The organism is Bacillus coahuilensis m4-4 (genome assembly GCF_000171615.1).
Taxonomy (GTDB): domain Bacteria; phylum Bacillota; class Bacilli; order Bacillales; family Bacillaceae_K; genus Bacillus_T; species Bacillus_T coahuilensis.
Map to the genome: position 1 here is coordinate 15,916 of NZ_ABFU01000061.3, position 25,989 is coordinate 41,904.

General features: G+C 37.1%; 27 protein-coding genes and 1 pseudogene. 22 read left to right on the plus strand and 6 right to left on the minus strand.

What is annotated here, in order from left to right; all coding sequences use genetic code 11:
- The first annotated feature begins 650 nt into the window (after window positions 1-650).
- The 7 genes and pseudogenes from M44_RS27140 (at window position 651) to M44_RS23940 (ending at window position 6,788) form a co-directional block, all read left to right on the plus strand.
- Window positions 651-989: a hypothetical protein gene (locus M44_RS27140; RefSeq protein WP_237705322.1), complete on the plus strand. Its 339-nt coding sequence runs from the start codon at window positions 651-653 to the stop codon at window positions 987-989.
- Between the two features lie 62 nt (window positions 990-1,051).
- Window positions 1,052-1,552: a hypothetical protein gene (locus M44_RS16735; protein ID WP_237705323.1), complete on the plus strand. Its 501-nt coding sequence runs from the start codon at window positions 1,052-1,054 to the stop codon at window positions 1,550-1,552.
- A gap of 105 nt (window positions 1,553-1,657) precedes the next feature.
- Window positions 1,658-2,794, plus strand: a complete 1,137-nt coding sequence (locus M44_RS16740) for a glycosyltransferase family 2 protein (RefSeq protein WP_010175488.1) — start codon at window positions 1,658-1,660, stop codon at window positions 2,792-2,794.
- 152 nt (window positions 2,795-2,946) lie between these two features.
- Window positions 2,947-3,951 (plus strand): MATE family efflux transporter, encoded by a 1,005-nt coding sequence (locus tag M44_RS16745; protein ID WP_162013685.1) that lies wholly within the window; start codon window positions 2,947-2,949, stop codon window positions 3,949-3,951.
- Between the two features lie 632 nt (window positions 3,952-4,583).
- Window positions 4,584-4,958, plus strand: a complete 375-nt coding sequence (pssD, locus tag M44_RS23935; protein WP_337444156.1) for a PssD/Cps14F family polysaccharide biosynthesis glycosyltransferase — start codon at window positions 4,584-4,586, stop codon at window positions 4,956-4,958.
- 49 nt (window positions 4,959-5,007) lie between these two features.
- Complete coding sequence (locus M44_RS16760) at window positions 5,008-5,439, plus strand: glycosyltransferase (RefSeq protein ID WP_010175498.1); 432 nt, start codon at window positions 5,008-5,010, stop codon at window positions 5,437-5,439.
- Window positions 5,440-5,619: 180 nt separating this feature from the next.
- Window positions 5,620-6,788, plus strand: a pseudogene (locus M44_RS23940) (nucleotide sugar dehydrogenase).
- A 65-nt stretch (window positions 6,789-6,853) separates the two neighbouring features.
- On the opposite strand, the gene M44_RS16770 reads toward M44_RS23940, so the two are convergent.
- Window positions 6,854-7,492, minus strand: coding sequence for a helix-turn-helix domain-containing protein (locus tag M44_RS16770; protein ID WP_010175500.1), 639 nt, complete (start codon window positions 7,490-7,492; stop codon window positions 6,854-6,856).
- Between the two features lie 91 nt (window positions 7,493-7,583).
- Here M44_RS16770 and M44_RS16775 point away from each other — a divergent pair, with 91 nt between their 5' ends.
- From M44_RS16775 to M44_RS23950, 7 genes are all read left to right on the plus strand, one after another.
- On the plus strand, window positions 7,584-7,841 hold the full coding sequence (locus M44_RS16775; protein ID WP_237705324.1) for a helix-turn-helix domain-containing protein: 258 nt from the start codon (window positions 7,584-7,586) through the stop codon (window positions 7,839-7,841).
- An 82-nt stretch (window positions 7,842-7,923) separates the two neighbouring features.
- Window positions 7,924-8,256: a hypothetical protein gene (locus tag M44_RS27535; protein ID WP_010175504.1), complete on the plus strand. Its 333-nt coding sequence runs from the start codon at window positions 7,924-7,926 to the stop codon at window positions 8,254-8,256.
- On the plus strand, window positions 8,256-9,410 hold the full coding sequence (locus M44_RS16785; protein WP_010175507.1) for a DUF2800 domain-containing protein: 1,155 nt from the start codon (window positions 8,256-8,258) through the stop codon (window positions 9,408-9,410). The genes M44_RS27535 and M44_RS16785 overlap by 1 nt, the downstream gene beginning before the upstream one ends.
- Before the next feature lie 16 nt (window positions 9,411-9,426).
- Window positions 9,427-9,966: a DUF2815 family protein gene (locus M44_RS16790; protein WP_010175509.1), complete on the plus strand. Its 540-nt coding sequence runs from the start codon at window positions 9,427-9,429 to the stop codon at window positions 9,964-9,966.
- Between the two features lie 4 nt (window positions 9,967-9,970).
- Window positions 9,971-11,920, plus strand: coding sequence for a DNA polymerase (locus tag M44_RS16795; protein WP_010175510.1), 1,950 nt, complete (start codon window positions 9,971-9,973; stop codon window positions 11,918-11,920).
- Window positions 11,921-11,943: 23 nt separating this feature from the next.
- The gene (locus M44_RS23945) at window positions 11,944-12,123 is read left to right on the plus strand and encodes a hypothetical protein (RefSeq protein ID WP_010175511.1); all 180 of its coding nucleotides are present in this window, start codon (window positions 11,944-11,946) and stop codon (window positions 12,121-12,123) included.
- Window positions 12,107-14,386 carry a virulence-associated E family protein gene (locus M44_RS23950; protein ID WP_010175512.1) on the plus strand — a complete coding sequence of 760 codons (2,280 nt, stop codon included), beginning with the start codon at window positions 12,107-12,109 and terminating at the stop codon, window positions 14,384-14,386. The genes M44_RS23945 and M44_RS23950 overlap by 17 nt, the downstream gene beginning before the upstream one ends.
- Before the next feature lie 160 nt (window positions 14,387-14,546).
- Here the strand turns inward: M44_RS23950 and M44_RS27145 are convergent, their stop codons facing one another.
- Both M44_RS27145 and M44_RS16820 read right to left on the minus strand, forming a co-directional pair.
- The gene (locus M44_RS27145; RefSeq protein ID WP_010175513.1) at window positions 14,547-14,711 is read right to left on the minus strand and encodes a hypothetical protein; all 165 of its coding nucleotides are present in this window, start codon (window positions 14,709-14,711) and stop codon (window positions 14,547-14,549) included.
- Window positions 14,696-14,935 carry a hypothetical protein gene (locus M44_RS16820; protein WP_010175514.1) on the minus strand — a complete coding sequence of 80 codons (240 nt, stop codon included), beginning with the start codon at window positions 14,933-14,935 and terminating at the stop codon, window positions 14,696-14,698. Before M44_RS16820 ends, M44_RS27145 begins: the two co-directional genes overlap by 16 nt.
- 298 nt (window positions 14,936-15,233) lie before the next feature.
- Between M44_RS16820 and M44_RS23955 the strand changes: the two genes are divergently transcribed.
- Genes M44_RS23955 through M44_RS16830 form a run of 3 tightly spaced genes read left to right on the plus strand, consistent with a single transcriptional unit; the run spans window position 15,234 to window position 17,588 of the window.
- The gene (locus tag M44_RS23955; protein WP_010175515.1) at window positions 15,234-16,301 is read left to right on the plus strand and encodes a YifB family Mg chelatase-like AAA ATPase; all 1,068 of its coding nucleotides are present in this window, start codon (window positions 15,234-15,236) and stop codon (window positions 16,299-16,301) included.
- Between the two features lie 28 nt (window positions 16,302-16,329).
- Window positions 16,330-16,809, plus strand: a complete 480-nt coding sequence (locus M44_RS29625; RefSeq protein WP_337444154.1) for a magnesium chelatase subunit ChlI family protein — start codon at window positions 16,330-16,332, stop codon at window positions 16,807-16,809.
- A gap of 5 nt (window positions 16,810-16,814) precedes the next feature.
- Window positions 16,815-17,588 (plus strand): transposase, encoded by a 774-nt coding sequence (locus tag M44_RS16830; protein ID WP_010175517.1) that lies wholly within the window; start codon window positions 16,815-16,817, stop codon window positions 17,586-17,588.
- 475 nt (window positions 17,589-18,063) lie between these two features.
- Here M44_RS16830 and M44_RS28475 read toward each other — a convergent pair whose 3' ends face one another.
- Entirely contained in the window at window positions 18,064-18,297 is a 234-nt protein-coding gene (locus M44_RS28475; protein ID WP_010175518.1) for a helix-turn-helix domain-containing protein, read from the minus strand.
- A 934-nt stretch (window positions 18,298-19,231) separates the two neighbouring features.
- On the opposite strand from M44_RS28475, the gene M44_RS16845 reads away from it, so the two are divergent.
- The 5 genes from M44_RS16845 (at window position 19,232) to M44_RS16865 (ending at window position 23,791) form a co-directional block, all read left to right on the plus strand.
- Window positions 19,232-19,936, plus strand: a complete 705-nt coding sequence (locus M44_RS16845; protein WP_010174967.1) for a hypothetical protein — start codon at window positions 19,232-19,234, stop codon at window positions 19,934-19,936.
- Window positions 19,937-20,118: 182 nt separating this feature from the next.
- Window positions 20,119-20,505: a hypothetical protein gene (locus tag M44_RS16850; RefSeq protein WP_010174969.1), complete on the plus strand. Its 387-nt coding sequence runs from the start codon at window positions 20,119-20,121 to the stop codon at window positions 20,503-20,505.
- Between the two features lie 405 nt (window positions 20,506-20,910).
- The gene (nagA, locus tag M44_RS16855; RefSeq protein ID WP_010174971.1) at window positions 20,911-22,095 is read left to right on the plus strand and encodes an N-acetylglucosamine-6-phosphate deacetylase; all 1,185 of its coding nucleotides are present in this window, start codon (window positions 20,911-20,913) and stop codon (window positions 22,093-22,095) included.
- Window positions 22,096-22,815, plus strand: a complete 720-nt coding sequence (nagB, locus tag M44_RS16860; RefSeq protein ID WP_010175520.1) for a glucosamine-6-phosphate deaminase — start codon at window positions 22,096-22,098, stop codon at window positions 22,813-22,815. It abuts the gene before it with no gap.
- A gap of 130 nt (window positions 22,816-22,945) precedes the next feature.
- A complete protein-coding gene (locus M44_RS16865; protein WP_010174977.1) occupies window positions 22,946-23,791 on the plus strand; it encodes a GNAT family N-acetyltransferase in 846 nt (281 codons plus the stop codon).
- Window positions 23,792-23,889: 98 nt separating this feature from the next.
- Here the strand turns inward: M44_RS16865 and M44_RS16870 are convergent, their stop codons facing one another.
- Both M44_RS16870 and M44_RS28480 read right to left on the minus strand, forming a co-directional pair.
- Entirely contained in the window at window positions 23,890-25,137 is a 1,248-nt protein-coding gene (locus tag M44_RS16870; RefSeq protein WP_237705325.1) for an HRDC domain-containing protein, read from the minus strand.
- A gap of 336 nt (window positions 25,138-25,473) precedes the next feature.
- The coding region (locus M44_RS28480) for a hypothetical protein (protein ID WP_010175524.1) at window positions 25,474-25,989 on the minus strand (516 nt) is incomplete at its 5' end.

Consider the following 25,989-nt stretch of genomic DNA (forward strand, 5'->3'; position numbering starts at 1 on the left):
TTTAAACAGTTGCCCACTAAGCAAAGAGAAAATTGCGGACTTATATCGTCAAACAAAAGTTCGGCTACTTCAAACATTCTTAAATAACTTATATAGGAAAGATTCATATCTTAAATCCGACCATAGAATAGTTATCATAGAAACATACATTTCTGAAAATGATGAAGTTATAAAATCTATTAGGGCAAATGATAGTTTAAATCTATATAGTAGAATTCTTAATTTTGTAATCAAAACTAAAAAACCCAGGTTAATAGATGTTACTTTTTGGTGTAAAACTTTTATGGTTAGAATGCTTCCAAGAAGGCACTGATTCAGTGTTAATAATAATTCGCACTTTGTGAAGGTTAGGTGAATATGGAAAATAAGCTACAAAAAAATAATGTAATAACTATTCTATTTTCAATTTTTATACCTTTAATCCCAATTCTTGAGTATTATAACAGTCCCTTAAGTATGTTTAATATGGCTATGTTTCTTATAATCTTTTTCTTTGTTATATTCGTGTTTAATCCTAGCGGTAAGATTAGAATTATTACTCCAATAATACTATTTATAGCCTTTATAACGATTAATATTCTGGTCTCATTTAAAGTCCAGGGCATAGAAATTAGTAATACTAGTATACTATCATGGGGAAGAACATCCTTTTGGCTTCTTACAATATTTATACTCGGGAGCCAATATTTAATAAAGATATTGGCTTTAAAACGTTAAAGGTTATATTATATATATCTGTATTTATGATGATAATACAACATACTTTTTATTATTTTCTAGGAATACAAATACCTGCAACTTTCCCTTTTTTATTTAGAGAAGAAGGGTATTATGACAAAGTAATATCGTCATTTTATAGACCTTCAGGTTTATACATGGAACCTTCACAATTTGCAATGTCTGCGATATTATATCTGACATATGCTTTATTTGGTGAATATAAACCAAAAAATGTTATTGGAATGTGCCTTGGACAAGCGTATTTGTAATTTCCTTTGGAATGATACTTTCTACCTCTGGGCAAGGCTATCTTTTTCTAGGGATTGTTTTTTTGATGTGGTATTGTGCAAACTTTGTTTTTAGAATTTATAGAAAAAGAATTGGTATAGGCATCTTAGTAGGAATGGTAGCTGTTTGTACTTTATTGTTTAGCTTTGGGTTACCCGTAGTACAAAATACATTAAATCGTGTTTTGGATGGAGGAAACATAGGTGGCGAAGCATTGGCAGGAAGAATTGGTACAAGTGTATATTTTACGTCATTGCCCGAAAATATGAAATGGATTGGTATAGGTTACGGAAGTGGAGAGTCATCTCTTTATATGAGTAGTTTCTATAGATTCTTATATGAATGTGGTTACTTTTCAGTACTTATCTTAGGAATTCTGTTAGTTTCGGCCTTTCGTAGAGGAAGTCGGTACATTAAATTTTTTGTAATTATTCTAGCAATTATGACCTATTTTTCGAGCCCGTTTACTGCAGCATATCTAAGCTTCTTCTTTGCGTTCCTCTATGCTTACAATAATAAGCAAAAATTAGAATTTGAAAAATAGATTAATAAGATATAATCGAACTGAACAACTGTTTATGTTTATATATGTAAGTATTATAAAGAACACTTTGATTCCATGATCAAAGATTATTTGGAGGATATATGGATGGATTATTTATTGAGTATAGTTATCCCAACAAAAAATCGTTTTAACTATTTAATAGAATGTTTAAGTGCAATTATTGACATTGGATCCGATAAAATAGAGATTGTGGTTCAAGATAATTCTGACAATATGGAAGTTGAGGAATATATAAGGACGTTAAATTGGCCACATATTAAATATTTTTATGAAAGTAAAAAGTTATCCCAGACTGGAAATAGTGAACTTGCAGTGGAGCATTCAACGGGTAAGTATGTTTGCTATATTGGGGACGATGATGCAGTTGCAACACAGTTAATTGAAGTTGTGAAGTTAATGGAGAAGTATTCTATAGATGCTTGTACATTTGATGTTGCAACATATAACTGGCCAGATGTTATTGCTCATAACCCTAAGATTATTCCTTTCAGATTTAATAAAAGTGATGTCAGAATTAAAAAGATAGATTCTAAACAGGTCCTTAGTCGCTATTTATCGAATGGTATGCAAGAAATAAAGTTACTTCCAAGGGTATATCATGGAATTTTATCAAAGGAAATATTAGAGGAAATAAAAACGAGAACGGGGAGTTATTTTCCGGGACCTAGTCCTGATATGGCTAATGCTACTGCGGCGTCTTTAATAGTGAGGAAATTTTTTAAGATTGGATACCCATTAATAATTGATGGGAAAAGCTATAAAAGTGCAGGTGGAATGGGATTAAGAGGCGCTCATACTGGAAAACTGACTGGAGTATCTCAATTATCAGATGATGTGGAAGCAAACTGGAATGCACGGATTCCTAAACTATGGCTTGGACGGACAATTTGGCCCGAATCCTGTATAAAAGCTTTAGAGGCCATGCAAGAAACCGAGTATATTAACAAAATGAATTGGCATGCAATATATGCACGGATTCTTTTACGGAATTCTGAGTATGCAAATGAGGTTAGAGAACATCTTCATACTATAAATGATTATATCAAAGTTGGTTTTGTTTGTTTGGAGAGAATGTATAAATACGCTTACGCTATATTACAAGGGAAAATAAAAAGGTTGCTGAAAACTGAGTACGTTTGTAATGAAACAATTACAATATCACAGGCTATTAAAATTACAGAAAAATCTTTTTGTAAAGAAGAAATAATTAAAAAAAGTTAGAAAGTGAATTTAAGACATATGTTTAATATCTAGAACATTTAGTGAGGTTAATATAGTGGGAAATCAGCTTGGAAAAAATACAGTAGCAAATTTGGTATCTAGAACTTGGACGATGACATCATCATTCCTTTTTTATTCCAGTGTATATTGGTTTGCTTGGGATAGAAGCATATAGTCTTATAACTTATTTTATCACAATGCAAATTGTACTTAATCTTCTAAGTGTGGGTTTATCCAAGACGCTACGAAAAGAATTTGCTTCAGGTGGAGATAGCGATGGTGAAAAGAGTAGAAAATACAAGCTTCTAAAATCTGCAGAATTTATATATATAATTATTGCAGTGTTAATCATCGGTGCTTGTTTTTTAGCTTCTGATTATATTGCTTATAATTGGTTAAATATCCATTCGATTAATAAAGATACAGTGTCATTAACCATTAAGTTAATGGGAGCCAGTATTGCAATTCAGCTTTTGGCAAATTTATTTTCAGGATGTTTATTTGGATTGGAGTACCAAGTAAAAGCTAATGTATTTCAGGTGTGTTGGTCTGCTGCCAAAAGTATTGGTGTAATTGGTGTGCTAATCTACGTTTCAAATGATATAAGAGCCTTCTATATCTGGTATCTTGCAATTGATATAATCTATTATATGGTATTAAGGAGAACAGTTATTAAATATTTGAAATCCGATGAAATTTTAGATTGGAATATAAAGGATTTAGTTGTTCTGAAGAGTGTGTGGAGATATGCAATCGGACTAGGAATAATTGCTATTGGTTACACGATAAATACCCAAGTTGATAAGATTATTATTAGTAAACATTTACCTCTAACTGCAGGAGGTGCATACAATACAACTTTTACTTTGGCAACATTAACCACTTTTATTCCCACAGCTATTGGAACTGCAGCGTTTTCAAGATTTGCATATTATAATTCAGTAGGCTTATATGTTAAACAAAAAGAGCTTTTTTATCGTATAAATAAATTTTCAAGTATCTGTATTACCGCAATGGCTGCATATATTGCGGTTTTTGCATTTGAACTTCTCTACGTTTGGACAGGGAGTTCAGAAATTGCGGAATTAATGGGTTATGCAGCATTCTTTTTTGGTGATTGGATTCTCACTAAATGCAATCCAACAAATAGCATATGAGTATCTACTTGCAAGTGGAATAACAAAAATAAACACTATACAAACTCTTGCAAATATTCCATATGTACTAATTATAACACCGATATTCATTAAAAATTTTGGGTTACTAGGTGCAGCTATATCTTTTCTTATTCAAATGACGATTTCCGCTTTTGTATATCTATACGTATTCAATAAAGTAAGTCTAAAAGGTAGTCCATTATGGATCATAAAGGATATTCTAAGTCCATTATCTATATCTATAATTATAGCTTTTTTAACTAAGTCGCTTGCTAATTTAATTGGCTTTAGTATATATGAAACACTTATAGTGGCAATAATGATGGGAATTATTACACTTTTTATTCTATTCTTATTGTTTGACTACAATAATTTAGTGTCAACTTTAAAAACTATTCTAAAAAGATTCAAAGACGAAGAATATAGCATATATTTTCATAAGGTTTTAAAGTTAATACATTATTATATTTGAAGATATAGATTAGGAGAACAGTTTTAGGAAGCTTTTATATGACGGGAGGTTATCTCTTTGAAAAGGGAAAAATTAAAGATATGTTTCATTTCTGCTGCGGGAGGCCATTTAGAGCAAATAAAGCAGCTAGACAAGGTAACCAAAGAGTATGATTATTACTATGTTATTAATGATACAGAATCGACTAGGCATTTACAAAAAAAAGAAATATTTAGTCAGCGGTCCAAGTAATAGAAGTAAAGTTTATAGATTAATAGAATGCTTTAAAATGGTATTTGAACAGTTTATTATTTTTGTCAAGGAATATCCTGATGTGATCGTTACAACTGGAGCAGGGTTTGTAATACCAACATGTGTTTTTGCTAGACTATTTCGCAAAAAGGTTATATATATTGAAACGTTTGCTAAAATGAATGAACCTAGTAAAGCTGGGGTTTTCATTTATAAGTATAATATAGCTAACTTATTTCTAGTACAGCATAAAAAGTGTTTGGAGTACTACCCGAAGGCAGTATATGGAGGATGGATATATTGAAAGTATTCGTAGCAACAGGAACGGGTAAAGAGTATAATTTTTAAGGTTATTGAAAATTATTGATGAGTTTTGTGATGAAGGAATTTTAAAAGGTGAGGATGTTCTTTTTCAATGCGTTGATAATTATACCCCACGAAATTATAAAAAGTTTACGCTTATTTCAGATGACGATTTTAAAAAAATATTAAATGAAGCTGATGTTGTGGTAGCTCATGCGGGTACCGGTACTGTGACTTCTACGTTAAAGCTGCAGAAAAAATTAATATTGTTTCCTAGGCTCGTGGAGTATGGGGAACATGGGGATAATCACCAGTTAGATTTGTGTAACTTATTTGAGTCACAGAATTATGTAATGGTTGCTAAAAATAAAGAAGAATTAAAAAGTTGTTTGTTGGGAATTAGCTCCTTCAATCCAAAACCGTTTATTTCAAATAATGATAATATAAATGAAATTATCCTGAATTATTTGAAAACTATTTGATTAAAGAATGATATTCTTAAATGAAGCTAGTATGGCTTCATGGAAACACCTTAGGTAAGTTTATATAGATTATAGGTTTGGTACAGTTGGAATTTCAGAATTAAAATTGAAATAGAATAGTAATAAGTCGACTTATCAAAGCCATTTGATGTTAAACAATATGGAAGAGGTAATAATCAAATGAAAATTACGATAGCTGGAACAGGTTATGTTGGTTTATCAAATGCAGTGTTATTAGCTCAACATAACAAAGTCATAGCCCTAGATATTATTCAAGAAAAAGTAGATATGATAAATAATAAAAGGTCTCCTATAATAGATAATGAGATTGAAGAATTCTTAGCAACAAAAGAATTAAATTTAACTGCAACAACGGACAATTATAAAGCATTTAAGGATGCCGAATATGTAATCATATCAACACCTACAAATTATGATCCTAGAAAAAAATTAATTTTAATACTAGAACTGTTGAAGCTGTTATTGCTAACGTTTTATCTATTAACCCGGATGCAGTAATGGTTATTAAGTCTACAGTACCGGTAGGTTATACAGAAGCAGTACGAGAAAAATTTGAGACCGAAAATATTATTTTTTCACCTGAATTTTTGAGAGAAGGCAAGGCGTTATATGATAACCTTTATCCTTCAAGAATTATTGTTGGGGAACAGTCTGAAAGAGCAAAAGTTTTTGCTGAATTATTAGTTGAAGGTGCACTTAAAGAAAATATTGAAGTCTTATTTACCAATTCAACAGAAGCTGAAGCTATTAAATTATTTGCTAATACTTATCTAGCAATGAGAGTTGCTTTCTTTAATGAGTTAGACTCTTATGCGGAGGTAAGAGGGTTAGATGCTAAACAAATTATCGACGGTGTTGGGTTAGACCCTCGGATAGGTACACACTACAATAATCCTTCCTTTGGATACGGTGGTTATTGCCTTCCTAAAGATACAAAGCAGTTACTAGCTAATTATGAAGATGTTCCAAATAATATCATGGCAGCAATAGTAGATGCCAACAGAACAAGGAAAGATCATGTTGCTGAAATGATTATCAAAAGGAAGCCTAGAGTTGTAGGAATCTATCGTCTTACGATGAAAATGGACTCTGACAACTTTAGGCAGTCAGCTATTCAAGGGGTTATGAAGCGCATAAAAGCAAAAGGAATTGAAGTTGTTGTGTACGAGCCAGCACTTCAAGATGGTACATTCTATAATTCTAGAGTGATTAATGACTTCGAAGAATTTAAGAGAGTATCAGATGTTATTGTTGCCAATCGATTATCTGATGATTTACGTGAAGTAGAGGATAAGGTATATACTAGGGATTTATTTAGTAGGGATTAGGTGAAATTATAATTACCCGCTGGGCATAATGCTCGGCGGGTATATTTGTCATGTTTAAATTTTTTTTATCCATTTAATATCTGTTCGTCGATAATTTTGCCCTCTTCTAAATTTATAAGCATAGCAGTGACTTTTAGCCGTAATAATTTAGGAGGGTATTTAAGTACTATCTCATATATTTTTTCATCACTTACTGCTATTGTATATTTGCTAATATCATCTTTATCATATACAGCTAATCTACCGTACGTTCTCCATAATGTTTCTCGTGCACGCATATCGTATCTAAAATGTCTGTCATTGTCTTCCCGTATACGAAAATATCTATAATCGATATGCCACTCTTTTTTCCCTTTCTTTGCTACTATGTCTCCAATAGTAGGACCTCTTCTTGTATATTCGACTCCCCAACCGTCCATAATTAATTTAGGTGTAACTATTTCAATAAATCGTTCTTCCGCTTCTCTATGTTCAGACATAAAGTTAGCATTTGAACTGATATATCCTGCTTTATCCATAAGTTCTTCATAAGAAATTTCTAGAATCGGAGCAATGGCTCTTAATACGTCAGGTGAGATTTTTTGCCTTCCGCCAGTTTCGATCCTGCTAATCTCTGCATTACTTACTCCTGATTTTTCAGCAAGTTCCCTTTGAGATATGGACTTTTCTTTTCTTAATTGTTTCAAATACTCACCAAAGCTCATTTATAACCCTCCATTTCAATTTCATTATACATAAAATGCTACCAAATGGCAACACTTATTCGCGATATTGATTGACGTGTGGTAAATCAAGGTGTTAGAATTGGCCTATGTTACCAAATGTAAAACAAAAAGAGGTGAAACAACCATGCGACTTAATGTTGAGTATCTTCAAGAGATTTTGAAGCAAAAACAGTGGTCTGAGAGGCAATTCGCTTTAAAAGCTGGCTTATCCCCTGCAACAGTTTCACGCATACTAAGTAAAAAAAGAGGTGCAGGAGCAAAAGCTATTGGTGCAATTCGCAAAGCTTTGCCTGAGGAATCACTGGATAAGTTATTTTTTTTGGAATAAGTGTTACCGAACGTAACAGTTTATAGTCAATAAATTGTTACCTGTTGAATATAGTCAATACAAACAAAAGGTGGTTTTTATAATGAAAATTGAAATTGATGTTAAAGGCTTAGACGGTGTTGTGTCAGCCATCAATAATTTTGCAAATGTATTGAGAACAAAAAGTTCACCAACAGAAATTAATTCTGTGAAGGAAGTAGCGCCAGCCAAACAACATGAAAAGGAAAATGCCAAGCCTAAGGCAACCAAAAACGTTACCACTCTGGAAAAGGTTAGAGCCAAACTCGCTTCATTATCACAAGACGGAAAACAAGCCGAGGTGAAAGCTCTTATCACCGAATTTGGTGCAAAGAAACTTAGTGATATTCCTACTGGAAAATATGTAGAGTTACTCAAGAAAGCGGAGGAACTGTAATGTTACAACACGCATTGCTTTCTGCATCTGGTGCACATAGATGGATGGTTTGTACCATGTCTCCAAGGTTGGAGGAGTCTATGGAAGAGGAAACATCAGTCTATGCTCAGGAAGGAAGTCTGGCTCATGAGCTAGCAGAGCTTAAGGTTGCTAAGGAAGTAGGGCTTATTTCAAGACAAAAGTATACAAGGAAGTTAAAACAGATTCGCTCGGATCCACTCTATACGGAAGAAATGGACAAGGCAACAAACTTGCACAAAGATTTTTGCATCGAGCGGTTTAATGAAGCGAAAGCAGTCACAAAGGATGCAGTGATTATGCTCGAACAACGCTTGGATTACAGTCCATGGGTTCCAGAAGGTTTTGGTACATCCGATGCGACGATTATCAGTCAGAAGACGTTAGAAATTATCGACCTTAAATATGGAAAAGGGATTGCGGTCAGTGCTTATGAGAATACGCAAATGAAGCTGTACGCTCTTGGTGCTATAAACCAATTTGGTTTCTTATATGATGATCTTGAAACCATTCATATGACAATCAGTCAGCCGAGACTCGATAGTATTTCTTCATTTGAAATGTCAGTGAATGATCTGCTTGAATGGGCGGATACGGTTGTAAAGCCAAAAGCAGAACTAGCTTTCAGAGGTGAGGGTGATTTTATCGCTGGCGACCACTGCAGGTTCTGCAAGGTGAAATCAACATGCAGAGCGAGGGCAGAAGAAAATCTGAAACTAGCTTGCATGGATTTTCAAAAACCACCTCTTCTATCTGATGAAGAAGTGGTAGAAGTACTAAATACCATTGATCAACTTGTTAGCTGGGCAAAAGATGTTCAGGAATTTGCCTTAACGAAGGCGATAAGTGAAAACAAGCTGTGGCCGCGAATGAAGTTGGTGGRAGGTAGAGGAAGCAGAAAATATGCCGATGAAGAAGCAGTGCTTCAAGCTCTTACTGATGCAGGATATGACCATGATTTAATTTACAAAAAGACATTAAACACAATTACCACACTTGAAAAAGAGCTTGGTAAAAAGACGTTTAATGAGTTGCTTGGACCACTTGTTACCAAAGCACCGGGAAAAATTAAGCTGGTTCCCGAACAAGATAAGCGACCAGAAATAAAAGCATCACCAGCAGTAGATTTTCAATAATGAGGAGGAAATAATAATGGTAAAGATTACGATTGGTACAAAAGAAAACCCGGTAAGATTCAGCTATGCGAATGTGCATCAGCCAGTAAGTGTTAATGGAAGTGACTTGAAGTATTCATTGAGTATTATCATCTCAAAATCGGACAAGAAGACGATTAAAAAAATCAATGATGCTATCCAAAAAGCAACTCAAGAAAATAAGGATAAGTTCGGAGGTAAGGTGCCATCCAACTTAAAAACTCCACTTCGTGATGGAGATGTAGACAGAGAAGATGATGATGCATATACAGATGCCTACTTCATTAACGCTAACAGTAAGATTAAGCCTGGTATCGTGGATGCAGATTTAAATCCAATGATCGATCAAAGTGAATTTTACTCTGGTTGCTATGGTCGAGTAAGTTTAACGTTTTATGGGTTTAATGTAAATGGAAACCGTGGAATTGCAGCAGGATTACAAAATGTCATGAAAACAGAAGATGGAGAACCTTTAGGTGGTCGAAGCAGTGCTGAAAACGACTTCTCAGATGAAGAAGGCGACGACATCTTAGGTTGATGAGATGAAAACATTAATCATCGATATAGAAACATACAGTAAGGTGGACCTCGTAAAATGCGGGGTCTACGCCTACAGTGAATCAGCGGATTTTGAAATTCTTCTCTTTGCCTATGCTGTTGACGACGAAGAGGTGGAGATTGTTGACTTGGCTTCTGGTGAGAAGATACCAGCCAACATTTTAAAAGCTATGATAGATCCAACTGTTATAAAGACAGCATATAATGCTAATTTTGAGCGGACTTGTTTAGCCAAACACTTTCAAATACCAATGCCACCGGAACAATGGCGGTGCACGTCTGTCCATGCATTGATGCTTGGTTTGCCAGGATATCTTGATGGCGTGGCAAAATGCTTGAAGTTACAGGGTCAAAAAATGAAAGAAGGTAAAGCCTTAATTCGATATTTTTCAATACCTTGTAAACCTACAAAAGTAAATGGTGGAAGGACTCGGAATTTACCGAAACATGATCCAGCCAGGTGGGATACCTTTAAGGATTACTGCAAACAGGACGTTGAGGTGGAAAGGGAAATACGGAAGAAGCTCGAAGTGTTCCCTTTACCTACAATGGAACAAGAGTTGTGGGAGTTAGATCAGAAGATTAATGATGAAGGTGTCGTTATCGATACGAACCTAGTAAATCATGCAATTAAAGCGGATAAAGCTTTCCAAGACGAACTCATCGAAGAAGCTGTGCGTTTAACAGGACTCGAGAATCCGAATAGTCCAGCGCAGTTAAAAGGGTGGTTGTTGAAGCAAGGATTAGAAGTCGATAGCCTTGCAAAGAAGAATGTTGAAGCACTGATGAGTGAAGTGGAAAATCCTGAAGTTAAGAGGCTGTTGGAATTGAGACGAGCAATGTCCAAAACATCAGTGAAAAAGTATGAAGCAATGGAACGTTCTGTTGGTTCGGACCAACGGGTCAGAGGGTTGTTACAATTTTATGGAGCAAGTAGGACAGGCCGCTGGGCAGGAAGGCTTGTCCAAATTCACAACCTACCAAGAAACAGTTTAAAAGATTTACAGGTTGCAAGAGAACTATTGGAGTCAGGGAAGTACGAAGCATTGGAAGTTCTATTTGAGAGTGTGTCGGATGTATTATCGCAGTTAATCCGGACGGCCTTTATTCCATCAAAAGGCCACCGTTTTGTTGTAGCCGACTTTTCAGCAATTGAAGCAAGGGTGATTGCTTGGCTTGCAGGGGAGCGATGGCGGATGGATGTGTTTCAATCTCATGGGAAAATTTATGAAGCCTCTGCTGCACAGATGTTTAAAGTACCAATAGAAACGATTGATAAAGGTAGTCCGCTTAGGCAAAAAGGTAAAATTGCTGAATTGGCTCTTGGATACGGTGGCTCTAAAGGGGCGTTGATGCAGATGGGGGCTTTAGAAATGGGTTTGACCGAAGATGAACTTCCAGAGTTAGTTTCCGCTTGGCGAGAAGCAAATCCGAAAATCGTGAAACTTTGGTGGGGCATTGAAGCAGCAGCAATCAAAGCTGTGAAGGAAAAAGCAGTCGTGAAGATGCAGCACGGACTTACCTTCCATTACACCAAAGGAATATTATTTATCACGCTGCCATCAGGGCGTTCTCTTGCATATGTTAGACCGAAAATCGGGATAGACGAGCGCTTTGGAAAGGAACAACTCACTTATGAGGGAACGGAACAAGGCTCCAAGCAGTGGGGCAGGATTCCTACTTATGGCGGAAAGCTTACGGAGAATATTATCCAGGCCATTGCTAGAGATTGTCTAGCTGTATCGATGCTTCGATTGGACGAGGCGGGATACCGCATTAATTTCCATGTCCACGATGAAGTCATTCTTGATGTTCCTATTGCAACTGGGTCAATGGAAGAAGTCGAAAACATAATGGGTCAATCGATTGATTGGGCACCTGGTCTACCTCTCGGGGCGGATAGCTTTGAAACCTTCTATTACAAGAAGGATTAACATTCGAACAGGAGCGATAAGGATTGGCTGACATGGATACAGTGAAATTTCTAATGGACTTAAAACGGTACAAAGATGTACTACCAAAACAAATGATGAAAACATTGAAAGGTCAGGCTCTTTCTGGTGATTTGGAAGGAGCCAAAAAAGGCCTTGGTACTGTGTTACGAAGGAGGGCTGGTAGATGTGAAAGAGCTCAGTGAAAGAAGAAGCCATAGTTTAAAACATGATGCAAATCTTACGATTGCAACCGGAAGAAACAGAAAAGAATTGAACTGGAAAAATCGTGAAATGCTTTGGTCCGAGGTAATTCAGAAGCTAAGTAGCACAATTCGAACTCATGAAACGTATGAGGAATATAAAAAGCTTTCTAAATCAAAACAGGATGAGATTAAAGATGTGGGTGGATTTGTCGGTGGCACCTTAAAGGGTGGCAGAAGAAAACATGACAGTGTAGTTTGGCGGCAGATTGTTTCTCTAGATGCTGACTTTGTGAAAGGGGACTTGTGGGCATCTGTTGAGACCATGTTTGGTTACGGGTGCGCCATGTACTCTACTCATAAACACCATCCGAAGAATCCAAGGTTAAGGCTAGTTATTCCTTTATCCAGACCTGTTACTGCCGATGAATATGTACCTATTGCAAGAAGGATAGCTGCAGATCTTGGAATGGATTTCTTTGATGATACCACCTATCAAGTGCACCGACTGATGTACTGGCCATCGACATCATCAGATGGGGAGTTTGTCTTTAAAGTGTTGGACGAGCCTTGGGTTGATCCTGATGTAGTGCTGGCCAGATATCCGGATTGGAGAGATTCATCTTATTGGCCGGAAAGTTCCAGAACGGTTCATGAAAGAAAAAAGCTAGCGGATAAGCAAGGAGACCCGAAAGGTAAAGATGGGGTAGTCGGTGCCTTTTGCCGAACGTACTCGGTCGTAGATGTGATTGAGAAATACTTGAGTGATATCTATATCCCTTGTGAGGATCCAAACCGTTACACGTATTCAGCTGGTTCCACAGCAGGTGGATTGGTAATTTATGAAGATGGCGACTTTGCTTATTCTCATCATTCGACAGACCCTATTGGTGGAAGGCTCTGTAATGCTTTTGATTTAGTTCGTTTTCATTTATTTGGTGACTTAGATGAAGCAGTAAAAGAAGGAACACCGATCAATCGTTTGCCTTCTTATAAAGCAATGGTGGAAGAAGCGTTAAAAGACAATCAGGTCAAACTAACACTCGGCAAAGAACAGTTGAACCTTGCAGCTGATGATTTTGAAGATGAAGAGATGGAGTGGCTAGCAGAACTGACAAGAGATCAAAAAGGAAACATCGTCTCCAGTGCACCGAATGTCATCCTTATTCTTGAACATGATCCAGCTTTAAAGGACCGTATTGCATTGAATGATTTTGTTCATCGGGTAGTCATTAAAGATGATTTACCTTGGCGGGGTGTCGAACGGGGTGAATATTGGTCCGATACGGATGATGCAAGTTTAAGAAACTATCTTTACTCGGTTTATGGCATAAAAGGAGCGGGAGTTATTGCGGATGCTTGGAGTGAAGTGGCAGTGAAATATGCATTTCATCCGATTAAAGATTATTTAAATGATCTTGTTTGGGATGGCCAGGAGCGGATTGAAACCATACTGGTTGATTACCTTGGTGCTGAGGATAATGAGTGCGTTCGAACTTTCACCCGAAAAATTTTAATTGCAGCAGTGACAAGAATTTATCGTCCTGGAACGAAGTTTGACTACTGCGTGGTCCTTGTTGGCCCTCAAGGTGTTGGGAAGAGTTACATTATTAAGCTTATAGGCAAAGAATGGCACTCGGATTCCTTAATCACTGTAAAGGGCAAAGAAGCCTATGAACAGCTTCAAGGAGCATGGATTTTGGAAATGGCAGAGCTGACGGCCACGAAGAAAGTAGACACGGAAGCAGTAAAGCACTTTATTTCCAAGTCAGAGGATACGTTCCGAGTTGCATATGGGAGACATAATGAAACATTCAAGCGACAGTGTGTATTCTTTGGAACAACCAATGATTATGATTTTTTGAATGATCCAACAGGAAATCGGCGCTTTTTACCGATTACAGTAAACGGTGATGGAAGGAAAAACATGTGGGATGATTTAACGGCTGAGGAAGTCGATCAAATTTGGGCGGAGGCGAAGGTACTGTATGAAAAGGGAGAGACCTTGGCTTTAAGTAAAGATATCGAAGAAAAGGCCTATGAACTTCAGGCCGCTCATACCCAAGAAAATCCGATTGCAGAGAGCATTAGAACTTATCTGGAAATGAGGGTGCCATCGAACTGGTACGAACTCGATATTGGTGCGAGAAGAGCTTATTTGCATATGGACCAAAGTGAGAGTGAGTCAGATAAAACGATGAAGATGAATAAGGTGTGTGCTCAGATGGTCTGGGGAATCACGGGGACGGTTCCAATGACGCTTTAATCAGAATTTTCTATCATTTTTCCGACCCCTTGAAGTCTCCTAGCAATCATAAGTGAATATACAACAGGAGTATAAATAAGAAGGGTGAATAATATACTCTTGTTCTACTCAACAAGCTTTACCGTGGATTCTTCAATACTAAATTTCTAAGTCCATTTTCTTAGAATTGTACTTCATATTTTTCCTCTAGTTCCAAGAATTTCCGTAAATATTCATCCTTTCTAGTAAGGATGTCCATATTATCTGCAAGGTCTCTTTTAGCCAGGCGTATGGCTAATTGCATCCAGAATACGTCGTTCTCGTTCTCGTCTATGTATGTTTGCATACTTTCTCATATGCGAGAGTCGGATAATAAGCATCAAATTTAGTTTCATAGGTGATAATGTCATTGTAGCTGAAGTCTTTGGCAAATGAATACACGTATTGAACGAAGTCATCGTATTCTTTGTTGACATCTTCCCCCTCTTTTGAAGAATTTGCTGACCATTCACCTAGGTAGAGTAGGTCTAGTGAATGTTTGTATTGCTTTTTAGTAGAGTTCATCTTCATAATGGAGATCCACTTGTTTTTGCTGATAGCGTACATCCCATATAAGGTAAAGGGACACGGACTTTGTCTGGCGTAGAATGCATTGAAAGTCCGAATGTTTGTTCTTTTTTTGATTCATACTATTTGAATAGCTCTTCATAATTTGATATAGTGTGAGTATGGTACTAACTTCCAATTCCCCTCTCTACTTATCTCTTCTTTCGTCCCTATTTCTAGAGAATCTTTCCTATTTCAATTCCCTAAAAAAACTTCAAATTCAATTGCTCTGTTTAAAACTAAATAATCGGAGGAACCACTCATGTCCGTTAAAGTAATGAGTATAGGATTAAAAGGCTTAGAAGGCTATATTATCCAGGTAGAGGTTCAAGTAACAGAAGCGCTCGAGTCAATTGTGATTGTTGGGTTGCCGGATGCTTCCGTAAAAGAATCGAAAGAACGTGTATCAGCTGCATTGTATAGTTTAGGATTTCCGTTAGTTGATAAAAAAGTGATTATTAATCTATCGCCAGCAGAGCAAAAGAAGAATGGCCCGTTATTTGATTTGCCTATTGCGATTGGAATTCTGAGAGGTGTTCAATTTATTAAGAAAGCTATACCTTCCTCCTATGGATTTATTGGTGCGTTGTCGTTAGATGGGGCCATTGTGCCAGTGGAAGGAATGATTGCGGCTATTCTTGCAGCAAAGAAGTTGAAGTTGAAAAGGCTGTTTTTGCCCTATGATTCAGCTCTGCCGAAGCTTGAGATGGAAGGACTGGAGTTGGTGTACGTTCAATGTATACAAGATGTAACGAGTATTTTATCAGGACAACCTATTTTTCCATTAGTAGAACAACCTATAGTACTAGAAGAAACCGTATCCTCAAAAAGAGATTTCAATCAAATTATCGGTCATTCGTTTGCCAAACGAGCGTTAGAAATTGCTGCGAGTGGGGAGCATTATTTGTTAATGGACGGCCCACCAGGATGCGGAAAAAGTCTTTTGGCTGAAACGTTCCCATCGATTCTCCCTCCATTATCAAAAGAAGCGCAGTTAGAAAAGCTTAGTTTGTATCAGTTGGCAGGCGCCCCCTATTCATCTCTTGTTCAACCTCCCTATCGGCACCCCCACCATTCTGCTTCAGCGGTCTCTATTATTGGAGGAGGCACTAACCCCAAACCAGGAGAAGTTTCACTCGCGCACCACGGTGTTTTATTCCTAGATGAACTCGGCGAATTCTCCAAAAAAACCCTAGATATGTTAAGGCAACCTCTTGAAAACCAACGAGTCACCATCAGCCGTGTTCACTCCACGGTCACCTACCCTGCCAAGTTTATCTTCATAGCCGCGATGAACCCCTGTCCGTGTGGTTATCTGGGATCCCCCTGATCATTATTGTTCCTGTACAGAAAAACAAGTGAAGCTCTATAAAAGTCGAGTGTCTGGCCCTATTTTAGACCGAATCGATATTCTCCTCACATTACATCCGGTTCCGTTAAAAGATTCTCATTTTGACAGGATTGAATCCTCTGAAACCGTAAGAAACCGGATCATCGAGGCACGCGATCGACAACGAAAGCGGTACGGGAGGGAAGTGACGAATGCTAGCGTATCGTTGGAGGAGCTCCTCACCAAAAGCCCCTTATCCACCAGCCAACGACAATTCATTCAAGAACTTTCAAGTGCCGAAGGATATAGTAACCGTGTTCAGATCAAACTCATTCGGTTATCCCGCACCATTTCAGATATCAATGGAAGCGACAGTATAACTGATGAAGCCATAATAGAGGCATTATCCTTAAGAAAAGTATCAAGAGCTACCATCCATTCGTATTATAAGCAATCTCTCACGAATCAACGTCAAGAGACAATCCCTTATGTCAACGAGAAAGGGTAATTCCCATGCCTCGTAAAGCAAGAAGTCGTTGTGAAACAGGAATCTATCACATTATCCTAAGAGGAATTAACCGCCAGGAGCTTTTCCATGACGAAGAAGATCGGTGGGAATACGTATTCATCTTACAGAGATATAGTAAAACCTATAATCTGAACATCCTCGCATGGTGTTTGATGAGTAATCATGTTCACTTCCTGTGCAAAGAAGGAGACGAAAGCATTTCTACTACAATGAAACGGATAGGAGTGAGTTTCGTTCAATACTATCATAGAAAATACCAAACCAACGGCCATTTGTTTCAAGATCGATTCAAAAGTGAGAATGTGACTACCATCGATTACGTCTTAACCGTCGTCCGGTACATCCACCAGAACCCACTTAAAGCGAATATGGTCAAGACTGTAGAAGAATGGAAATGGAGCAGCTGCGAAGCATATTATTCTACTTCTATCTTCGACTTTGTGAATACAGATTTTATTTTAAACTTATTTAGTAAAGATCGAGCCGTTGCGGTGCAGCGGTTTAGAGAATTTAATGAACGAGTGAACGATGACCAATGTTTAGAGGATGTCCCACAAGCAGCGCAAAAGTTAACAGATGATGAAGCAAAGATTCGATTCCAGGAGATTTTGGGAGGCTTGGAAATTCCCCATGTGAAAAGCTTGCCGAGGGAGAGAAAAATGGAGATTTTGCGGCAGGTGAAAAGGGTGGAAGGCGTGTCCCAGCGACAGGTGGCGAGGATATTTGGGGTGTCGCAGAAGTTGGTGTGGCGGGCGTGAGGGGGGTGGGAATCAGTGGAMCGTCGTCCTTCCGKTGRTTCCCAGCCTGGAGACCGATAAAGGTTTCTTGTTCTAATCGATCTCTTCCTTGAAGGACTTTCACAACTGCTGTTTTAAGATTATCAAGTAGTCCTTCCGTTGGAATTCCTCCAAGGAACTCAAAGGCATGGACAAAACCATCCAAAAATGCTTCTTGTTTTTCATGAATATACGCTCTTACAAACCGCATTCGACTGGCGGAAAGCTGAACGCAAAAGAGGAATATGCGTTGTGTTCTACCCTGAAGAATAATATCCGCCTCTCCTCAGTCGAATTGAAATTGGTGACCGAGTTGAAAATCAAGTGGAATGAAAACTTCTTGGATCTTTTTCTTACGTTTGGCTACTATCTTCCGTATGTTAGAAGCTGATCCTTTAAAGTCGTATTCGTCTACTAACCTTTTGTAAATTTTAATTGCGGTATGTGTTTGCTTTTTCTAATGTTTTTGATCATCTTCTAACCACTGATCAATAATTGGGATGACTCTTTTAGTTTCTTCGGAGTATTCTTTTGTTCTATATACTCTTTTTCTTAATACAGTGGTAGGAGCTGTATTTTGGGATAAATACTTACTTACGGTATTGCGATAGATCCCAAGTTTTGTCGCAATTTGCCTTTGTGATAAACCTTCAACCTCTTTTAAGAATTTGATATTATAGAATTGAGCCATCTCGATTATCCTTTTTCTTCCCCTCGAATATGTAGTAAGTTTGGTCACTTTCTATCATAAAAGAGGTTACTAGAATTGGAAATCATATGGCTCATTTTTTATGTGATCACTATTTATAAAAGTGGCTCAAAACTAAATTATCAAAAACACCTGTAAACTCATTTCATAATATCAGTAAAAATGTGGATTTATTTTTAATATTTTTCAGTGTATTTTGTTATGATTATATTATGGACTCTTAAATAAGTCATATTAAATAATGTAGTTACTAATTACGGAGGTTACATATGGAATTAAAAGATTATGTTACAGTAGGTTAGGACTTCTCGGTTTTGGTGTGACTATTTTACTTGGAATAAGAAATAATTAACTAGCCAGTAAGAACAGATTTATTAATAGTATTAATAATGAAAGGGTTAAGTGGATAAATAATGTAAGAGATTTATTTAGTCAATATGACAAGAATGCATATCATCAAATGCAGATGTTTAACGATATCTTGGAAGAAGGTAAATCTAAACTAAATTCAATAACAAATGAGATTGTATTCCTAAATAATCATATAGAACTGTATCTTAATCCTACAGAGGTAGTATCAAAAAATTAATAAAACTGCAAGATGAAACAACAAAATTATTACTACAGGATTCTGCAATGTATAAAAATGAGGTTATACATATAGAAAAAATCTTAAATGTTTACATTATTTAAGGCAAGTTATTTTAAAGGCTGAGTGGAAACGAGTAAAAGAAGAAAATAAAGAGGGAAAAGAGATTTCTGATAAACGGATGAAGGAAATATTTATGGAGACTGCAAAAAACATCAATCAAGAAAGCTACGAAAAATTATTGTTATTAGATTTTGAGGAAAATTAAAATTTTAGAGCTTTCTTTAAAGAGCTAATCATAAATCATACTAAATAGGGAGAAAGTTAATGTTTATCCAGAGAGTACTAGATGAGTATAAAAAGGCTTTTGGTTTTAGAGCTTCCTTAAAAAGAAGCTCAAAAATAAACAAACTAATATTTTTATATCTATTCATATATGTGGTTGATGCGGGGCTTTTATTGTATTTCTTTTATACCAAAAATAATGTAGGGATGCTAATTTGTTTGGCTATTTATATATTACTTTTTATTGTAGCTAACAAACAAAGTAAGTATAAGTTAAATGAAACCATAAAATCTAATCCTTATCGTATTTTGGGAACAAAAGAGTTTAATGTAGTTATGAAAAGGTTGTACATTACTACAAATGAAGAATTATTAATATTAAGTAAGTTAATTGATAAAGAAATTGAACTCATTAAAATAAGGAGTAAATTTCCCTTGGGCGATATTCTGAGGCAGTTAAGTATTGCTTTATTAATAACGGGGTTACTAACAAACGCTTTCTTCGAAATTAGAGTTGGGAATATAAAAGGGGGTACATCTTTTCTTACATTATATATAGCATTTATTGGGGTAGTTCTTATATCAAATGGTATTATTAAAATATATCAAGATTTTTTTGGGAAGTTAACATACCTAATGGAAATCTCTTCATACATCCACTTATCGGAACTCAGCCAAAGTATTGAAAATAAAATGAGTGAGAGTAAAAACTCTAGTTTAGAATGGGCGTCCAGAAGCTATAAATAAATCCTGGGATGGTACTGGTATGAAAGGATTCGAAAAGATAGTAATAACTTACCAAACTTTCTTTGGGTTAATTTTAATTGCTTGTTTATCTATTATCCTTTATTAGAATAGTGTAATGACGATTTGCATGAAGTTGATATATTAAAAATGTCTTAACTGCTTGAAATGGGAGAGTGATAAAGATGACTTTAATATCTTCATTAGTAGTAACTGATTTATTCGGGGAAAATCAAGGAGTTCTATTATCGGCTGACAGCCGTATTACGGGCTATACAGAGAGTGGTAAATTGACTTCATTTAATAATAACGGACAAAAAATAGTGAAGCTTTGTGAAAACGTTTCTACTGGAATAGCGGGAGATTTTTTTAACAGCAATAATATCCTAAACAAAATAACAAAGAATATTACTAAGGAACTAGCAGGAAGAATTGTCTTTTTTTCAAGAGCAAGAGTGATTGTTCAGTTAATTCGCAAGACTTTAAAAGCAAATTGGCAAGAAACACACTCAGATTCATCTTTTATATTTGTTATTAGGGACTTTACAGATAAAAAGGGTGAAAGTCTTTGAAATCCATACCACTGACTTTACAGGGAACCACAGGGAACCACGGGGACGGTTCCAATGACGCTTTAATCAGAATTTTCTATTATTTTTCCGTCCCCTTGAAAGCTCCTAGCAATCATAAGTGAATAAACAACAGGAGTATAAATAAGAGGGGTGAATAATATACTCCTATTCTACTCAATAAGCTTTACCGTTGATTCTTCAATTCCAAATTTCTAAGTCCATTTTCTAGGAATTCAAGATTTAAGGGACAGGGACCTTGTCCGAGCTAATGAACCATTTAGCTAAAGACAAGGTCCCTGTCCCTATATTATTTTCTTATATCGCAAACTGGAGTTTACGCGTGCATATTGTAGAATAGAATAAAGGCCAATCTAAACGATCTCAATCCAAAACAGAGGTGAGCTTATGTCAAAGCTTTTACTTAAAGGAATTAAGGTATATGAAGAGGCCTCAACCATTGAACGTGGTTATGTGAGAATAAACGATGGGAAAATAGTGGAGGTTGGAAAATTAGAGGAGTTGCTTGAAGGCCAGGAAGAGGAAGTACTCGACTTTTCCATGGATTCGACACTCTCTCTTCTTCCCGGTTTTATAGATGGTCATATTCACGGGGCAGATGGGTTTGACACAATGGATGCGACGGAAGAAGCTTTAGAAAGAATGGCTGCCATTTTACCGAAAGAAGGAACGACCAGCTTTCTTGCAACGACCATCACCCAGAGCAAAGAGGCGATCAGCGCAGCTTTACATAATGTGAAAAAGTATCAAGAGGATTTGAGGGTAGGAGCAGCGGAATTGTTGGGTGTTCACTTAGAAGGCCCTTTTATATCTCCCCATCGTGCAGGAGCTCAGCCGGTTGGTTGTATTGTTCCGCCATCCGTTCCACAGCTTCATGAGTGGTATGTGGAAAGTGGTCAGTCTATAAAAGTTGTCACAGTGGCACCAGAAGAAGAAAATGGCATGGTGTTTGTAGAAAGAGCAAGAGAACTTGGAATCACCGTTTCAATTGGCCACAGTGATGCACGTTATCAAGACATGGTGCTAGCGTATGAGTGCGGTGCAAATCAAGTTACTCATTTATATAACCAAATGCGAGGGATGCATCACCGTGAACCAGGGGTTGTAGGAGCGGCCCTTTCCATGGACGGCTTTATCGTCGAGTTGATCCCAGACGGAGTGCACGTTCATCCGCAGGTGATGAAGACTACGTTTAAAGCAAAAGGGGCCCAACAGATTACGCTTATCACTGATTCAATGAGAGCAAAGTGGCTAGCTGACGGAAGATATGAGTTAGGTGGTCAAGAAGTTACCGTTAAAGGAGACCGGGCGACAGTACGGGACGGAACATTGGCCGGGAGTGTGCTCAAAATGAATGAAGGAATTCACAATATGATGACCTTTACAGGATGCAGTGTTCGTGAAGCGATTCTCATGGCATCGCAAAATCCAGCTGGGCAACTGGGCGTATTGGACCGTAAAGGTAGTATTCGTGTAGGGAAAGATGCAGATTTGGTTGTTGTGAACGACTCAATGGATGTCCTGTTAACCTGTTGTCGAGGAAAAATCGTCTACCGAAAAGAGGGATGGTAAATGAAGCTAGTTGAAGCACCTGATTACATGTCCATGAGTAAGCAAGCAGCGGACTATATTGCCACTCGTGTACGAGAGGAACCAACCATGACTCTTGGACTGGCAACGGGAGGAACGCCTCTACAAACCTATCGGTATTTAATTCAGGATTATGAGAACAAGGAAACAAGCTATCAGCATGTTCAAACGTTTAATCTGGATGAATATCTTGGTCTCCACAAAAGTCATCATAATAGCTATTATACATATATGAAACAGAATCTATTTGACCATATTCATATTCCTCCGTCCCATACGCACATACCAAATGGAATGTGTACAGACGTGGCGCAGGAATGCGAGATGTATGAAAAAAAACTGGATCAAGCTGGAGGAATGGATTTGCAGATCTTAGGCATTGGTGAGAATGGGCATATAGGCTTTAACGAGCCTGGTACCTCATTTCTCTCTACTACCCATCTAGTCAAGCTCACTGAATCCACGAGAAAGGCAAACTCTCGCTATTTCTCCAGCATGAGCGAAGTGCCTACTCATGCGATTACCATGGGAATTCAATCCATTATGAAGAGTAAGGAAATTGTTTTACTTGTATCAGGAGAACGGAAATCCGCGGCGTTAAGAAGGTTAATGAACAAAGAAGTATCTGAAGAATTTCCTGCCTCCGCACTTTGTCAGCACAAGAATGTCAAAATATTCGCAGACCACGAAGCACTTGGGTGAGGAGGAGGGGACAGGGACTTTGTCTTGGGTGGTGGGTAATGGAGTAGGGGACAGGGTGCCTATCTTTGGTAGTGAATAATTTAGTAGGGGACAAGGTCCCTGTCCCTTCAGCAAAAGAGGTGAAGATTTGATGTGCTCAGCAATGAAAGTAAAAAGACTATCATTAGATGATTTCTCAAAAATAAAAGAGATGGACACTGGGATAGAAGATGATTACGTTGTACGAGCTTTTGAGAATCTTCTTCAACGCCCAGATAACTTCCTGTATGGTCTTCTGGAGGACGAACGAATTGTGACCGTTGCTGGATATTCAGTGTTTGCGAATCGGTTTGCCATTTTAGGAAGACTTCGAACAGATAGAAGATATCTTTCGAGAGCATATGCTACGAAGCTACTTTTGGAAATCATAGAGGAAATGAAGAACAATCCGACGATTTCGTTTATAGGGGCAGCCACAAACGAACCTAATGTTTCGGCTAATAAAGTTTGTCAAAAATTAGGATTGGAGCAGCTGGTTACGTTTCATTGCCTTACATGTAGAGATTTTTCTAAGCTCCAAGACAATGGTCCAACCTGGACTCCAGTGGAAACGGTCAACGAAAAAAGAATTAGGCTACGATCGTTGAAGGAAAATGCTCTAGGAATGTTTCCTTATGAATGCTATTACCCACTCCCATTATCTGAAAGAGATCTATCCGATGAATACTTACATAAGATGACTTGCTATGAAAATTACGACTCTTCTCGCTTTTTCTTTATCCATGAAAACCAAAAAGGGGAATTTTATAGTCAAGTAAAGTATTTCTGGAACGACCTCTTTGAACAAAAAGGATTGTGGAACACGATTGCCCTCCATGTACAACAGGAACAATCCATCGGCTGGATTGATCTCTCCCCACAAGCATTTCAAAACATCAAGCAACCAGAAATATTTGACATCCAACAACCGTGGCGACTATACGGCACATGGACGTGACGAGGGGACAGGGACTTTGTCTTGTGGCTAAGTTGATTAGTTGGAGACAAGGTCCCTGTCCCTAGGTCTTGCCGGGGACAAGGTCCCTGTCCCTACCATTATTTTATAATGCTCACTATTTCCTGACCAAACTCTTCTGCTTTTTTGGGTCCGATTCCTTCTATTTCTAAAAGTTCATGAATGGTGGTAGGCCTCTTATCAAGAATAGATTCTAAGGTGGTATTCTTAAAAATGTAATAGGGCTTAACATTTAATTCTTTGGAGCGCCTTGTTCTAAATGCAATTAAAGCTGATTTTATTTCTTCTCTGCTTTTGCTTTCTGATTGATTCTTCACGGTAGTAAATGGTTTTTTGCCCTCAGGGCTTTCGTTTTTATTTAAGATAGATACTATATCCTCTCCAAACTCTTCGACTTTTTTCTGACCAATGCCTTCAATGTCTAGTAGTTGGTTTGCTGTTTGGGGCTTTCTTTCTAGAAGACTATCTACTATTTTATTCGTAAATATATAGTAAGGCTTCACATTGAGTTCTTTGGAGCGTTTTAAACGGTAATCTAGTAAGGCTTTCTTTAAGTCACTATTAACAGTAGTTATATTTGTAGCAGCTTTTTTACTTGATAAATCCTGTTCGATTGCCTCTTGTTGTTCTATTTGATAATCTTCAATGTTAAAAGTTTTTTCTTTATTATATTTTAGAACAATTTCAGCAATTTCGTAGACCTTCTGGTCAGTTATAACCACGCGCTTCTTTTTGTCTAATTCATTCTTAATGAAAGATTTGATTTGGTCATGTCGAATTACACTAGATTGTATACTAGCTGGTGCCTCTTTAGAAATGTCCAATATGGTCTTAGGATTAGCAAAAGTAACAGCATATTTGACTGGATAATTTTCAACTATACCATTTTCCTTAAGGAGTTTTTCGAGAATGGCTACATGTCTTTCTACTTGGTTAATGGGACTATACATGCCCTCTTTGTTAACGACCTTGTTATGCCTAGTGATGACTCGTTGGAATTCACCTTTATCTGTAACGTGGATATTGCCAAACAATTTCTTCACTTCTAGGACCATAATAAACTGATGAGTAATGATAACAAAATCTAATTGGGCTCTATAATCCTTGTATTCAAGGTAAACGTCATGTAGTACTACCAGAGGAAGCATAGAATTCTGAAGTTCAAATAGGACATTTCTTTCTCCTGTTTGCCCTATGGTAAATAGTTTCAAATGTTTTTCGACCTTTTTTAGATCAATGTTTGGTTCTTTATTTTCTATTAATCTAGTCAAATTTGCTATCATATGGGATGTTTCATTGAATTCTTTGTAAATTTCAGGTTCTTTCATCTCTCTTTTATCTGTAAAGGCATTTAATACATTTGTAAGAAAAGACATTTTTCTACCCCACTTTCGACAATATAAAATCTAGTAAGAAATATGTAACTTTTTGTAAGTGATGGATTCATTATAGCAAAAAAATATAAATAGAGGGCAATTCATGAGGTAACTTTTATGAGGTAAATGTAAAAAATTAAAGGTATTTACACTTCCTTGGTCGTATTGTACTACATGGATATTAATTGAAAAAAATATAAGGGGATGGGATAATTATGGCTTTAGGTGTAAAGAAGGAAACAGTTGGTGCAAAGCAAAAGAGAAAAGGGAAATAACTTTAAAAAAACATTATAAAAAAAAAACCCGCCAGAAAAAGAATTTAAAAAAAAAGGAGTTAAAGGAAAAAAACGCTTCCCCCGGTGACGGGGTATAAGGGGGAAGGTTTATAAAAGGTTTCCCCCTCGGGCCTAATTTTGGGGGGGGTTTTTGGGGGGGGGGGAAGGGGGTTTTTAAAAAGCTTGTTGAAAAACCCAAAAAAACCGCTTGAAAAAAGAGGGAAAAAAAAAAAAAAAAAATTTTCTTTTTGGGGGGAGGGGCGGGGGGGGGGAGAGAGAAGAAGGGAGGGGGCGCGGTGAAAAAAAAAAATCTTCCTATACCCCTCTTTTTTTTTTTTTTTTTTTTTTTTTTTTTTTTTTTTTTTTTTTCTTTTTTTTTTATTTTTTTTTTTTTCGAGTGATACCCCCGTAATAAAGGGGAAAAAACCCTATCCCCCCGCTTGGGGGGGCCCCCCCCCCCCCGCCCCGCAACCGAAAGCGGGAGGGAGGGAGGTAAGAAGAGAAGAAAGGGAAAAGACCCCACAAACCC